At 45.3% G+C, this 13,456-nt stretch carries 12 protein-coding genes; 6 read left to right on the forward strand and 6 right to left on the reverse strand.

The features are described from left to right. Positions 1–3: 3 nt before the first annotated feature. The gene (locus tag FERRO_RS03520) at positions 4–1,134 is read right to left on the reverse strand and encodes an anhydro-N-acetylmuramic acid kinase (RefSeq protein WP_275044302.1); all 1,131 of its coding nucleotides are present in this window, start codon (positions 1,132–1,134) and stop codon (positions 4–6) included. Continuing rightward, entirely contained in the window at positions 1,100–2,491 is a 1,392-nt protein-coding gene (locus FERRO_RS03525; protein ID WP_056929470.1) for a M23 family metallopeptidase, read from the reverse strand. Before FERRO_RS03525 ends, FERRO_RS03520 begins: the two co-directional genes overlap by 35 nt. 53 nt (positions 2,492–2,544) lie before the next feature. Here FERRO_RS03525 and tyrS point away from each other — a divergent pair, with 53 nt between their 5' ends. The 5 genes from tyrS (at position 2,545) to FERRO_RS03550 (ending at position 8,877) form a co-directional block, all read left to right on the forward strand. Then, on the forward strand, positions 2,545–3,741 hold the full coding sequence (gene tyrS, locus FERRO_RS03530) for a tyrosine--tRNA ligase (protein ID WP_056929471.1): 1,197 nt from the start codon (positions 2,545–2,547) through the stop codon (positions 3,739–3,741). Position 3,742: 1 nt separating this feature from the next. Then, complete coding sequence (locus FERRO_RS03535; protein WP_056929472.1) at positions 3,743–4,993, forward strand: MFS transporter; 1,251 nt, start codon at positions 3,743–3,745, stop codon at positions 4,991–4,993. Beyond that, the gene (locus FERRO_RS03540) at positions 4,993–6,402 is read left to right on the forward strand and encodes an MATE family efflux transporter (RefSeq protein WP_056929473.1); all 1,410 of its coding nucleotides are present in this window, start codon (positions 4,993–4,995) and stop codon (positions 6,400–6,402) included. Before FERRO_RS03535 ends, FERRO_RS03540 begins: the two co-directional genes overlap by 1 nt. After that, positions 6,399–6,698 carry a hypothetical protein gene (locus FERRO_RS03545; protein WP_056929474.1) on the forward strand — a complete coding sequence of 100 codons (300 nt, stop codon included), beginning with the start codon at positions 6,399–6,401 and terminating at the stop codon, positions 6,696–6,698. The genes FERRO_RS03540 and FERRO_RS03545 overlap by 4 nt, the downstream gene beginning before the upstream one ends. A 76-nt stretch (positions 6,699–6,774) precedes the next feature. Next, positions 6,775–8,877: a TonB-dependent receptor gene (locus tag FERRO_RS03550; protein ID WP_056929475.1), complete on the forward strand. Its 2,103-nt coding sequence runs from the start codon at positions 6,775–6,777 to the stop codon at positions 8,875–8,877. Here the strand turns inward: FERRO_RS03550 and xerC are convergent. The 4 genes from xerC to FERRO_RS03570 are packed head-to-tail and all read right to left on the reverse strand — an operon-like array spanning position 8,846 to position 12,208. Continuing rightward, positions 8,846–9,769, reverse strand: a complete 924-nt coding sequence (gene xerC / locus FERRO_RS03555) for a tyrosine recombinase XerC (RefSeq protein ID WP_056929476.1) — start codon at positions 9,767–9,769, stop codon at positions 8,846–8,848. The two genes, FERRO_RS03550 and xerC, sit on opposite strands and share 32 nt — an antisense overlap. Continuing rightward, on the reverse strand, positions 9,747–10,430 hold the full coding sequence (locus tag FERRO_RS03560; protein ID WP_056929477.1) for a DUF484 family protein: 684 nt from the start codon (positions 10,428–10,430) through the stop codon (positions 9,747–9,749). Before FERRO_RS03560 ends, xerC begins: the two co-directional genes overlap by 23 nt. A gap of 2 nt (positions 10,431–10,432) precedes the next feature. Then, positions 10,433–11,278: a diaminopimelate epimerase gene (dapF, locus tag FERRO_RS03565; protein ID WP_056929478.1), complete on the reverse strand. Its 846-nt coding sequence runs from the start codon at positions 11,276–11,278 to the stop codon at positions 10,433–10,435. 60 nt (positions 11,279–11,338) lie between these two features. Continuing rightward, on the reverse strand, positions 11,339–12,208 hold the full coding sequence (locus FERRO_RS03570; RefSeq protein ID WP_056929479.1) for an LpxL/LpxP family acyltransferase: 870 nt from the start codon (positions 12,206–12,208) through the stop codon (positions 11,339–11,341). A gap of 81 nt (positions 12,209–12,289) precedes the next feature. Here FERRO_RS03570 and metK point away from each other — a divergent pair, with 81 nt between their 5' ends. After that, positions 12,290–13,447, forward strand: a complete 1,158-nt coding sequence (gene metK, locus FERRO_RS03575) for a methionine adenosyltransferase (RefSeq protein ID WP_056929480.1) — start codon at positions 12,290–12,292, stop codon at positions 13,445–13,447. The last annotated feature ends 9 nt before the right edge of the window (positions 13,448–13,456 follow it).

Raw genomic sequence — 13,456 nt, forward strand, 5'->3', positions numbered from 1 at the left:
GATTTAAGCAGGATAGAGGGCGCCAAGGATCGCTGGGTGTTTGGCGCCTGTCACTGAAGTGACATTTCCTGCTAAACCTTGATCGAAAGCATAGGCAAGCCATGCAAAAGCTGCTGCTTCCACTTGGTGAATATCCATACCCAATTTTTCTGTGGTGATAATGGGAATGTCTTGTAAGTGATTGGCGATTCTCTCTAACAAAAATAAATTCAGAGCTCCTCCACCGCCACACACTATCTCTAAAGGAAGATCACTTTTTAGCACGGTAACAGATTCAATAATACATAGCGCACTGAATTCAGTGAGGGTGGCCTGTACATCCTGAGCCTTGATTTGGTTGACTCCTTCAATATTAAGTAGCCACGATATATTAAAGCTCTCTCTTCCTGTACTCTTAGGCGGAGGGAGAGACAAGAAAGGATGTTTTAGTAACCGATTTAATAGTTGAGTATTGATCTGACCGCCCCTAGCCCATGCCCCAGCACTATCAAATGACTTACCCGTTGAGCGGTAAATCCATCCATCTAACAAAAGGTTTGCCGGGCCACAGTCAAAACCTAACACAGATTGGTGAGGGTGAAGACTGGTGAGATTGGCAATGCCGCCTAAATTAAGGATGATACGATGTTTGTTCTTGTCACTAAACCACGCTTGATGCACTATGGGAACAAGAGGGGCCCCTTGTCCGCCCGCTGCAATATCCCTGGATCTAAAGTCGCAAATAGTATTTATTCCAGTAAGTTCGGCCAAGAGTGCCCCGTTAACCAATTGAACAGTAAATCCTTTTTCCGGTCGATGACGTATGGTTTGTCCATGACAACCAATGGCCTTAATGGATGATGGGTCATCTGTCAGCTGTTCCACACATTGGGCGTAAAGTTGACTTAAGGTATTGGCAGTGAGAGCGGCCTTTTCTAATTCATGCTCTGTTTTGCCAGAATCATTGAGTTGGATGAGGTCTTGTTTTAAGCTGTCTTGAAAGGGAAGATGAGTATGCTTGAGTACCCTTGGCAAAGCATTACCCAAGTCAACTAATATACCATCCACTCCATCCATACTTGTTCCTGACATCAAACCGATGTAGAGAGTGGATGAGGGGCTACTCGAAGTTAGCTGCGGCGCTTGCTGTGCCACGGATGGCGTTTAATTCTTTAATTAAAGGGGCCGTAGAAACTAAGAATTGGTTTCTAGCTCGCCCTGCGATGTTAATGGAAGCATTAAGATAGCGTCGTACTTCAGGACCCTGTGGGTCACGCTGTACGTTGTTAATTTTAAACTCATAGTGAAGATGCGGACCGGTTGCCCAGCCCGTCATCCCTACATAACCAATGAGTTCACCTTGGCGAATATGTTCACCCACTCGTAAACCGCGTACAAAACCTGAAAGATGACCGTATACGGTATCCACTCCATTACTATGACGCAATTCAATCACATTCCCATAGCCATTTTTCCAACCTGCAAACACCACGACAGCGTTAGCCACAGCCTCAACAGGGGTGCCCATGGGAGCGGCTAAATCAATCCCCTTATGGGCGCGCCATGTTTTAAAAATAGGGTGGAAGCGTTCCATGGTAAAACCTGAGGTAACCCGTGAGAAGGGGATGGGAGAGCGTAAAAAGGATGCTTTAATGCCCACACCCTCTGGGGTAAAGTAATCTCCCCCATCATTCGTGGCATAAAATACTCGTCGAAAAGCCTGTCCTTTATTAACAAATTCTGCCGCCATAATTCGTCCAGGTTTAATCTGATCAAACTCGTCGCTGGCAGCTTCATAAATCACTGAGAAAGTATCTCCACGGCGAAGATCATTATGAAAATCAATATCTGTAGAAAACAAATGAGTTAGCTGACGAGTGATGCTATCGGGTAGCCCAGCATTATCAGCCGCTGCAAAAAGCGAACTATTGATGGTACCGGTGGCTTGTAATAGCTCTTTGGTCTCTTGGGAGACTACAATACTGGCTACAAAATGATCAGCGACACGAGTAACCTTAAGGGTGTCTTTCTCATTAAGAGGAAAGCGCAGGCTAATTAAGGTACCATTATTGTTCTTTTGAATACTTATGGGTTTACCTGGCGCCATGCTTCTAAAAATAGTTACTGCCGTCTTATCCTTACCAATAAAAGCGAGAGCTTCCTGGTCGTCAACCCCCATTCTAAATAGGAGAGAGGCTAGGGTATCGCCGTTGTGAACGCTGTCTTGCTGAGTATAGAGGCCAGGAGTCATCACCCCTGTTAATTGTGTTCGGGTAATATCTTCAATCACTGGGGTGACGCTGTGACTCCCGGTGGATAACCCTGGGGTGATACCGAAGGCTGTTGCTCCACCAAAGAGTAACATCAGTAAACTTGCGACCATACCACTGCGGCGTGAATCAGAGGCCTTAGTGAGTGAGTTTTGAGTTAAAATCCAATGTTTAAGGAATTCAATAATATTTTTTACTATATCCATATCTTTAAGTTTACCAGAACCCTGGTTTTTGGACAAACGCTCCCTTCAGGGTCTTTTTTTGGGTTTTTTAGTAAGGTTAAGCTATTTAAATGATTGTAAATACTGATTTTGATGAAATTAAACGTGGTGCAGAGGAAATTCTGCCAGAAACGCAATTTAAAGAACGTCTTGAGAGCGGTAAACCTCTGCGAGTTAAGGCTGGCTTTGACCCTACGGCACCTGATTTACATTTAGGCCATACGGTACTCATTAATAAACTTAAGGTATTGCAGGACTTGGGTCACGACGTTATTTTCTTAATCGGAGACTTTACGGGTTTAATTGGCGATCCCACAGGGCGCAATGCCACTCGCCCGCCACTCACTTTAGAGCAGGTGGCGCAAAACGCTGAAACCTATCAGTCTCAGGTTTTTAAAATTTTAGATCCCCAGCGCACTACCGTAGCTTTTAACTCCACTTGGATGAATGAGCTGGGGGCCGCCGGATTAATTAAACTGGCCGCCACCCACACGGTGGCCAGAATGCTTGAACGCGATGATTTTGCTAAACGCTTTAAGGCAGAATTACCCATCGCCATTCATGAGTTCCTTTATCCCTTGGTGCAAGGCTATGACTCCGTTGCTTTAAGGGCTGACTTGGAATTGGGTGGCACGGATCAAAAGTTTAACCTGTTAATGGGCCGTGAACTGCAAAAGCATTTCGGGCAACCTCCCCAGACTATATTAACAATGCCATTATTAGAGGGCACTGATGGCATTAACAAAATGTCGAAATCACAAAACAATTATATTGGTATCAATGAGGCGCCTAGTGATCAGTTTGGTAAGCTGATGTCTATCTCCGACGAACTGATGTGGCGCTATTATGAGTTGTTGTCCTTTTCTTCACTCTCAAGCATTGCTAACTACCGCAAAGAAGTTGCTGAGGGACGTAATCCTCGGGACATTAAAGTATTACTAGCGCAGGAGATTGTCGCGAGGTTTCATGGTCTTGCCGCTGCCAAACAAGCGCTGGAGGATTTTGAGTCTCGTTTTCGCCATGGTGGCGTTCCAGAGAATCTTGTGGAGATTGACATCGTGGTGGGAGAGATGGGTTTAGCCATTCCGCAAGTCATGAAACAGACTCATCTTGTGGAGAGCACCAGTGAAGCCATTCGTTTAATTCACAATAATGGCGTCAAGTTTAATGGTGAACCTGTTTTAGATAAGAGTTTCTTATTTTTATCTGGGATGGTGGGCATAATTCAAGTGGGTAAACGTAAGTTTGCCAAGGTGAAGTGCCTTTAAAATGAGTTTGCGCAAAACATTAACTGCCCTGTGGTGGACGCAGTTTTGTGGCGCCTTCAACGACAATTTATATAAAAATGCCTTGATTATTATTTTCACCTTTCAGGCGGAGAGTTGGGGTCTTCAGGAGGGTGCTTGGTGGGTCAATATCATTGCAGCGTTATTTATTACCCCCTTTGTACTCTTTTCTCTTATGGCGGGACGCCTTGCGGATAGACTGATTAAAACGCGTTTAATTCGCCTTCTTAAAGGCCTAGAGGTGGGCTTAATGCTGCTGGGATCCCTCGCTATATTGCAGCATTCCTTATGGGGTATTTTATGCATTATTTTTTTGTTGGGGGTGCACTCAGCATTTTTTGGGCCCGTGAAATATGCCGTCCTGCCAGAGTTGGTGGGGAAACATAACTTGGCCTTAGCCAATGGCTGGGTGGAGCTCGGTACTTTTTTAGCGATTATTTTGGGGACTAATTTAAGTGCGTTGTTAATTCCCTTAGGTAATAGGGGAATTTATTGTCTTATTTTGGCGGTGATATTCATGGCTCTGCTGGGTTTATGGGCGAGCCTTAAAATAACCAGTACTCAAGTGTGTGATCAGTCGGTATCAATTAGTGCCAATCCCTTTCAGGGACTTCTCACCCACTTGGCCATAGTGAGGCAAGGGGCTGGTTTATGGGCAGCGATGGTAGGTAATTCTTGGTTTTGGTTTTTTGGGGCTATCTATCTCACGGAATTACCTAATTATTGCAAAGAAGTTCTCTCTGGCAGTTCCTATTTGGTGACGCTATTTTGGACACTGTTGTCCTTATCGGTGGCTGCGGGTTCACTTCTGTCTGGCCGCTTGTTATCCACCCGGCTATCTCGTCTGCTAATTGCCGCATCTTTAATTGCTATGAGTGTGCTATCACTCTGTTTGAGTGTCATAGATACTCTGCCGAGTTCCAATAGAGTTATCTATGCCTTACTTGAGGTAGTTGGTTTGGGTTTTTTTGCAGGAATGTATATTGTTCCTATGTATGTTTGGATTCAACAACATACTCCTTTGCATCATCGCGCTGCCGTATTGGGTTTAACTAATATGTTTAATGCTTTGTTTATGATTGCCGCTTCTTTATTGATTCTAGTAGGTTTATCACAGGGTTTAACCATTAGCCGTATGTTTGGAGTCTTGGGTTACCTTAACGCAATGTTTTTAGTACTAATGCTGATTGGTGCGCCGAGTCTGGTATCTCAGCAACATTCAAGGCAAAGCTAATGGTCCGTCAGTTACCGGCACAACGCATCGATGAGAGGGGGGTAGCCCACGTGGATGTTCCCGCCATTATCACTTTGGCGGCCCCACTATTTTTTAATAGTAGTTTACAAGTGGTTTTAAACTTAACAGATACTTGGTTTATAGGTAAACTTTCCACCGATGCCATGGCCGCCATGGGGGCATGTTATTACTTGGTATTTGTATTCTTTCTTCTGATCGGCGGTGTGGGTATGGGTGTTCAAACCTTGGTGGCGCAAGCCTACGGAGCTGGCAACTATACCAAGGCCGCTGGTGCCGCCTGGAGTGGTATCTGGGGTTCATTGTTAACAACTCCCCTCTTTTTATTAGTAGCTTTTCATGGCCAGTGGTTTTTAGGGCACTTTGAGCTCAATGGCCACATTGGTGAGTTGGCGGATCAGTTCTGGATGCCCCGACTTCTGGGAGGGTCTGTATCGGCAATTCTCTACTCGCTTAACTCTTTTTTTAATGGCATCAGTCGACCGCGTGTGACTCTTTGGGTCATGCTGACGGTGATGCTCACCAATGCACTACTTAATGAGTTATTTATTGTGCATTTACACATGGGTATTCGAGGAGCTGCATGGGCCAGTACTGTGGCCTTATTAATTGGGATTTTAGTGGGCTTAATGTTTTTTATGGGTCCTTTGTTTCACCGAGAATTTCAAAGTCTTTCTTGCTGGAAGCCGGATTTATCAGGTTTAATACAAGTATTTCGTTTAGGCATCCCTACGGGCTTGTTTCCCGCAGTAGATGTCATTGGGCTGGCTCTTTTTCAGTTAATGCAAGTGCGCTTGAGTCCTGTGGATGGGGCTGCAACACAAATTGTGATGATGTTGACATCCGTGGCTTATATGCCAGCCATTGGTATTGCGTTGGCTGGGACAACGCTGGTGGGGCAATCCATTGGTGCGGGTAATAAAGATTGGGCGATGCGTTGCGCTCGCGTTATTATGCTGATTTCCATGATCTACATGGGGGTCACGGGATTATTGCTTGCGTTAAATGGTCCTTGGGTGATGAGAATGTTTACTGCTGAGGGACGCTTTGATCACAATGTGGTGGATTTAGGACAAAAGCTGTTATGGATTGCAGCAGCATACCAAGTGTTTGATGGCTTAAACTTATCTAGCTCCTTTTGTTTGCGTGGTGCTGGAGATGTGCGCTTTCCAACCCTGATGCTACTCCTATTATCTTGGTTAGTATTCATGCCCTTATGCCATATGCTGACCTTTTTGCCCCATCAAGGTTGGGTGAATTTTCTACCTCAGTGGGGATGGGGGGCAGTGGGTGGCTGGGTGGCCGCCTTGGTATATACTATATGCTTAGGTATTTCCTTATGGTTGCGCTGGCAATCTCAAGCGTGGCAAAAGATTAATGTGTTGTCATGATCAAGACGCTATTCAAACCCTATTCATGTCGATATTTAAGAGTATTGGTATTGGTATGCCTGCTCTGTGCCATTCAGTGGTTAGAAAGCACCCATTACCACCTTAGTGTGTTGGATCATGATTGCGTAGTGTGTCAATTAGTCTCTCATCAAGTGACTCATGAGGGAGGAGGTGCCCCCCCGATCGCCTCACAAAACTGGTATTTAATTTCACTCATCACCATTGATGCGCTATGTGATCAATATATTTCTACTCTTCTTATTGTCTTTTTCTCCCGAGCTCCTCCCCCATATTAATGAGATGCTTCGCTACTGGCTAATAGGTGGCGTGATGTTATGTTATGTGATGAATTGAGATAAGGAGCCTAGGCCCATGAAAGCGCCTTTTATACTTTGTACTGTGTTACTGATTACTGCTTCTCCGTTTTGCGTTCAGGCTGAGGAGGATCCTCCTGTTGTGATGATGAGTCCTGTCATTGTGAATGCGACACCACCTGAAAAAACCAACCGCAATCAAGTGAGTACTCAAGGGGTCTCTCAATACCATTTTTCTGATACAGATATTCAATCCTTACCTCAAGGGGATAACACTCCATTGAATGAAATACTCCTTCAGGCACCGGGCGTAGTACAAGATGGTTTTGGACAAATTCATGTGCGTGGTAACCATGGAAATTTACAGTATCGTCTTAATGGTATTCTCATCCCCTCTGGGTTAAGTGGTTTTGGTCAGATTTTTGATTCACGCATGATCTCCAGCATGAATTTACTGGCTGGTGCTTTGCCTGCTGACTATGGCTATGATACGGCAGGAGTAGTGGATATGCATACGGCGGGAGCGGGTTCTGATCCCTATGGGGAGATTGCTGTGAGTGCCGGCTCAAGGGATTATTTTCAGACAGGTATTCTGGCTAACGGGACCCGAGGCAAACTCAGTTATAACCTTTCCGCTTCATGGCTCACCAATGGGCTCGGCATTCAAAATCCACAGGGTGGGCTGAATGCCTTACATGACCGTACACAGCAGACTAATGGTTTTGGTTTGTTGGCCTATGATGTCAATACGGACGAGCAAATTAGTGTTATGTTTGGTCAAGCTAGTAATGCGTTCCAAATTCCTAATCGTATCGGCTTGGCTCCACAATATAATTCTACGTTAACATCGACTCCATTATCGAGTCAATTAAATGATCAGCAAAATGAGCTCAATAGTTTTCAAGTGTTAAGTCTTAAAAGTCGTTTGTCGTCTTCCCTTAACACACAGTGGTCTTTGTATCACCGCATGAGTCAAATCCAATATTTACCTGATCCGCAGTTGGGCGATTTATTTTATACAGGCGTGAGTAGTCACATCACCCGTCGTAATGAGGCCTTGGGAGTTCAAAACGATACCCATTACGAGGTGAATACGGAGCACACTTTATCCTGGGGGCTGATGGCTCAAAACGAAAGATTTTTAACGGACAACTCCTCGCAGGTGTATTACTTAAATCAATTAAATAATGCTAACTATGCTTCATCACTGCCTGTCACGGTAACCAATAACAGTAATTCAAATAGTCGTTATCTAGGATTGTATCTCTCTGATAAGTGGCAATTTATGCGCCACTGGACCATGAACTATGGCCTACGCTTTGATGAAGTGGCAGGGATCACTAACGCTAATCAACTAAGTCCACGAGTCAATTTTCTGTATCAACCAAATCAGCGCACCAGTTGGCATGTGGGCTATGCCAATTACTTTACTCCTCCCGCCAATGAGTTAATTAATACCACCACCGTAGCGGCCTACGCCAATACCACCAATCAATCGCCCTCGGGGGCTAATTTAACCGTGCAGGCTGAGCGTACTCAGTATTTTGATATGGGGGTGGATTATCGCTTAAACAGTGATTGGAACTTAAGTTGGGATAGTTATTACAGCTACGTGAAAGACTTACAGGATGAAGGGCAGTTTGGTAATGCGCTCATTTATTCAGCCTTTAATTACAATGAGGGCGTGATCTACGGTAGTGAGTGGTCAGCGAGTTATCATCATGAGCGCTGGTCTGGTAATGTAAATTTTGCGGTGAGTCGTGCTGAGGCTAACGGTGTTGCGACAGGACAATACAATTTCTCAGCAAATGAAATTAACTATATTGCACAAAACTGGGTCTACCTGGATCATGATCAACGCTATACGTTGTCAGGCTCTCTCTTATACCGAGGTAAGTTCCTTAACTATTCTTTAGATGGTCTATTTGGTAGTGGTTTGCGCAGTGGTTTTGCCAATACACAAACCCTGCCTGCTTACGCCACCTTAAATGGATCCTTAAGTCATCACTTTAAGGATTACCATAATATTGAGGCACGCTTAACCGTATTAAATCTCTTTGATCGCAGTTATTTGCTTCGTGATGGAACAGGTATCGGCGTGGGCGCGCCGCAGTATGGATTCCGACGAACTATTCTGATGACGATGAGTTATCCTTTTTAGTCTTCACTTTTGCGCGTGGGTGTGCTTTGTCATAGACCTGAGCTAGGTGCTGAAAATCAAGATGGGTGTAAACCTGTGTTGAGACGATACTTGCATGCCCCAGTATTTCTTGTACAGCCCTTAAGTCGCCGCTTGATTGTAGAACATGGGATGCAAAAGAGTGTCTTAATACATGGGGATGTACATGATCGTCGAGCCCTAGTTGTTGCGCTCGTAGGCTCACTCGTTGCTGAATACTGCGCATACTCAAACGCTGTCCATGGCGACTTAAAAAAAGAGCAGTGGCCTCAGGATGGCGTTCCATAGCAACACCTAACCAAACCTTGAGCGCTTCCTCAGCAAAGCGCCCAATAGGGACTATCCGTGTTTTTGAACCTTTACCAGTCACTCTGAGTGTATGCTCATCCCATTGTATATCCCCGCGATTTAATGAGGCCAGTTCTTGCAGACGTAGTCCCGAGGAATACAACAATTCTAATAGAGCATGGTCTCTTAAAGACAGGGCATCCTCCCCCAGCTCTGCCATGAGTTGTTGCGCCCTATCAGGAGAGAGGGCGTGGGGTAAATTCCTTTTAATCTTAGGTGAGCGCACGTCATGACAGGGGTTATTCGTCATCAATTGCCGCCGGATTAAGAACTGATAAAACCCTCGCCAAGCAGACAATAGTCGGCTAAGACTGCGCTCCCCAAGGCCTTTGGCGTGCAGTTTACCAATCATATGACGGATCAGTTGGGGGGTTGCCTCCATCACACTGCGTGGCGAGAGATACTCGGTGAGAAGAGAGAGGTCACGGCGATAATGCTTCACTGTTAAAGCAGATAAGCGTCGCTCATGTTCTAGATAAGCGCAATAGGCATTAACCGTGTCCTCAGTCAATGATATCTTGTCCATGGGAGTGACGTTTTATACTATAAGCAATGAGTTCCGCTAAACGTTCTAGGTATAGGGTACCCATACCCTGATAAAAACGTTGCTTATCTTCAGCGCCCAACAGGAGCGCGCCAAAGGTGCGTTCCTGTTTGAGTGGCAACAACGCAAAAGAGCCGCAGTGCTTCTCTTCTCCTAATAACCATTGGCTAATATGGTGCGGTAATTGATCACCACACAAAGGAGCGTTTAACTGCTCAACGCTATGTTGTGTCTCACGACTCGTGGTGCTAAATTCAATGGCTTCTTGTGTTTCTCGCTCATCAGAGCTTACTGCCCACAGTCGCATAGTGAGATGGGGCACGTGAAAGTGTTCTGACAGACTGTGGTAAGTGGTTGCTAGTACTCCTGAGAGGAGGCGCTGGCTGATTAACTCACAACTAAAGCGATGAATTTTAGCGCTGATATCATCATTCTCCTTAGCGTAACCGATCAATTCACTTAATTTTTTGTCTAAGCTACGGTTGTTGTCACGTAAAGCAATTAATTGCCTTTCGTTTAAGGATACGGCATGAGTGCCGTGGGGATGGGGAATCGATAGCTCGGTGAGAAGGTGGCTATGTTCGTTAAAAAAATCAGGGTGAAGGGTGAGCCAATTGGCTACTTGTGCCGATGAAAAAGACATATTTACCTCGTGTGTTTGGGTAGCATCACGCTACCCTCAAAAACTGTTATAGCATCACCTGTCATCAACACAGGGGAGATGCCACCTGCCCATTCAATAGTGAGTTCCCCCCCTCGTGTGAAGACTGTAACGCGTTGATCAAGAAGATGTTGGCGAATACCAGAGACCACCGCAGCACAGGCCCCTGTCCCGCAGGCCAGTGTTTCGCCGGCGCCACGCTCATACACGCGCAGTTGAATATGACCGCGGTCAAGGATTTGCATGAACCCTGCATTCACTCGTTGGGGGAAGCGTTCGTGATGTTCAATAAGAGGCCCCTCGCTGGCTACTGGTGCATTATTAATATCACTTACAATTTGTACCGCGTGAGGGTTTCCCATAGATAACGCAGCGATCTCTCTGTCGAGCTCCCCGACCTGAAGAGAGTAGAGTAATTGTTCTTGTGAAGCCACAAAGGGAATGGCCACAGGATTAAATTGCGGGACTCCCATATTCACGCACACTCGTCCATCAGCCAGTAACTGAGGCGAGATAACGCCTCCCGCCGTTTCAACTAATAGTTGATGTTTTGTGGTGAGTTGTTGATCTACCACAAAACGGGCGAAACAGCGTGCTCCATTACCGCAATTTTCCACTTCGCTACCATCGGCGTTCAGTATTCGATAACGAAAATCATGGTCACTATGGTGGGGCTTCTCAACCAAGAGGATTTGATCACAGCCCACGCCAAAGTGGCGATCGGCCAACCATTGACAATCTTGTACAGATAAATTGATAGGTTGGTCTATGGCGTTAATAACAATAAAGTCATTACCAGAGCCTTGCATTTTGGTGAACTGAAACTGCATGAAACTCCTCATATTTTGTATGTAAAGAAATGCTAGCGCTTTTTTAGCCATTTACCTATTTTATTTGTAGACAGGCGATTCCCCTGGGGGCCGAGTTTTAAATCGTTTATGACTCCATAAATACAGCTCAGGTTTTTCTAGAATACGCTGTTCAATAAAAGCGTTCATGCGTCTTGTATCAAAGGTGAGGTCATCGCTGGGGTAATGATCCCAGGCTTTATAAAAGCGGATAGTTAAACGACCGTTAGCATAATCTTGATAGGCGTAGCTGGGAATCACTTTGGCCTGAGTCAGTTTACTCAGACGCGCTAAGGCCGGGACAGTGGCTGCTTGTTGAGTGAAGAAATCCACAAAAATAGACTCTTTGGGGCCAAAGTCGAGATCGGGGTGATAATAAAAAGCCCAGCCAGTTTTTAAATCACGCACAATGGGACGAATACCCTCTTGCCTAGAAAACATTTTGCCTCGTCCCCAGCGCAGTCGATGACGTTGTATTTGTTGATCGATATCAAGATTCTTATGTCGGGCGTATAAGGAGAGAAGGTTGACATCAGCGGCCAAACAAATCCCCCCTGTATCCATGCCGAAGAAATGAGGCGCTAAAATAATAACTGGTCCCTCCCTGAGCGCTTCTTCTAAGTACTCAAAATGCTCGTAGTGAATGATTTTTTTCATTTGATGAAGGGGGGTAAACCAGGCCATTCCTTGGGAGAGAATATGGGTGGCAAAGGCCTGAAAATGTTTTTTTGCGATACGTTGACAGTTTGCTTCGCTCCACTGTGGAAAACACAGAGCGAGGTTGGTGAGCGTGACGCGGCGCCGCTGACTGGCCACAAGGTAAGCAAGATTACCCACCAGTATACCCAAAGTATTAATGACGCTTAAGGGTAAAAAATGTAATAACCATAAAAAAAACAAACTAATTTTCATATTGTGTGTCAATTATTCCAGAGTTGCTTTCAATAACAATATTATTTATACTCATTTTTTTGAGAAAAGGCGGGGGTCGCCATGAGTCAATATCTTTTTACCTCGGAGTCCGTCTCCGAAGGTCATCCGGATAAAGTTGCCGATCAAATCTCTGACGGCGTATTAGATGCTATTCTAGCTCAGGATTCACGTGCTCGTGTAGCCTGTGAAGTACTAACGAGTACCGGACTGATCGTCATATCTGGAGAAATCACTACTACAGCTAATATCAATTATATCGATGTGGCCCGTGATGTGGTGAAACGCATTGGTTATAATAGTTCTGATATAGGTTTTGATTATCAAACCTGCGCCGTATTAACGGCACTCAATCGTCAAAGTCCTGATATTGCCCAAGGGGTTAATGAGGGATCGGGTCTCGATCTTGATCAAGGGGCAGGAGACCAAGGACTAATGTTTGGCTATGCCACTGACGAGACCGATACTTTTATGCCCTTGGCCATTCATTTGGCCCATCGTTTGGTTCAGCGCCAATCACAATTAAGAAAAGATGGACGATTGCCCTTTTTAAGACCAGATGCCAAATCCCAAGTTACTATTCGTTATCAAGATGGCCAAGCGGTAGGCATTGATACAGTGGTACTCTCTACACAGCATGATCCTGCGATTAGCCATGCAGATCTAAAAGAAGCCGTGATTGAAGAGATCATTAAACCCGTCCTACCAAGCAATTTGATTCATGGGGATATCAAGTATTTGGTCAACCCTACGGGACGCTTTGTAGTGGGTGGCCCCATGGGCGATTGTGGCTTAACTGGACGCAAAATTATTGTTGATACTTACGGTGGTGCTGCCCGTCATGGTGGGGGAGCCTTTTCAGGTAAAGATCCCTCCAAGGTGGACCGCTCTGCGGCTTACGCGATGCGGCATGTGGCAAAAAATATTGTGGCAGCGGGTTTAGCTCGGCGTTGTGAAGTTCAGGTGGCCTATGCCATTGGCATCGCAAAACCAGTTAGTTTAATGGTCAATTCTTTTGGAACAGGAAAACTCTCAGATGAACGCTTAGCTGAATTGGTACTAAATCACTTTGATTTACGGCCCAAGGGCATTATTCAAGATCTTGATTTATTACGTCCCATTTATAGCAAAACTGCAGCATACGGCCATTTTGGTCGTGAAGAACCAGAATTTTCCTGGGAAGCGTTAGATCGCGTCAGCGCCCTAAAACAAGCAATTTAAGGAGTGATA

The sequence above is a fragment of the Ferrovum sp. JA12 genome (genome assembly GCF_001431705.1).
Classification (GTDB): domain Bacteria; phylum Pseudomonadota; class Gammaproteobacteria; order Burkholderiales; family Ferrovaceae; genus PN-J185.

Excerpts from the sequence above, each read along its gene's own strand:
- FERRO_RS03540 (WP_056929473.1), top strand. The coding sequence starts at position 4,993 with ATGGTCCGTCAGTTACCGGCACAACGCATCGATGAGAGGGGGGTAGCC.
- FERRO_RS03560 (WP_056929477.1), bottom strand. The coding sequence starts at position 10,430 with ATGTCTTTTTCATCGGCACAAGTAGCCAATTGGCTCACCCTTCACCCT.
- xerC (WP_056929476.1), bottom strand. The coding sequence starts at position 9,769 with ATGGACAAGATATCATTGACTGAGGACACGGTTAATGCCTATTGCGCT.
- FERRO_RS03535 (WP_056929472.1), top strand. The coding sequence starts at position 3,743 with ATGAGTTTGCGCAAAACATTAACTGCCCTGTGGTGGACGCAGTTTTGT.
- metK (WP_056929480.1), top strand. The coding sequence starts at position 12,290 with ATGAGTCAATATCTTTTTACCTCGGAGTCCGTCTCCGAAGGTCATCCG.
- FERRO_RS03545 (WP_056929474.1), top strand. The coding sequence starts at position 6,399 with ATGATCAAGACGCTATTCAAACCCTATTCATGTCGATATTTAAGAGTA.
- FERRO_RS03570 (WP_056929479.1), bottom strand. The coding sequence starts at position 12,208 with ATGAAAATTAGTTTGTTTTTTTTATGGTTATTACATTTTTTACCCTTA.
- dapF (WP_056929478.1), bottom strand. The coding sequence starts at position 11,278 with ATGCAGTTTCAGTTCACCAAAATGCAAGGCTCTGGTAATGACTTTATT.
- tyrS (WP_056929471.1), top strand. The coding sequence starts at position 2,545 with ATGATTGTAAATACTGATTTTGATGAAATTAAACGTGGTGCAGAGGAA.
- FERRO_RS03550 (WP_056929475.1), top strand. The coding sequence starts at position 6,775 with ATGAAAGCGCCTTTTATACTTTGTACTGTGTTACTGATTACTGCTTCT.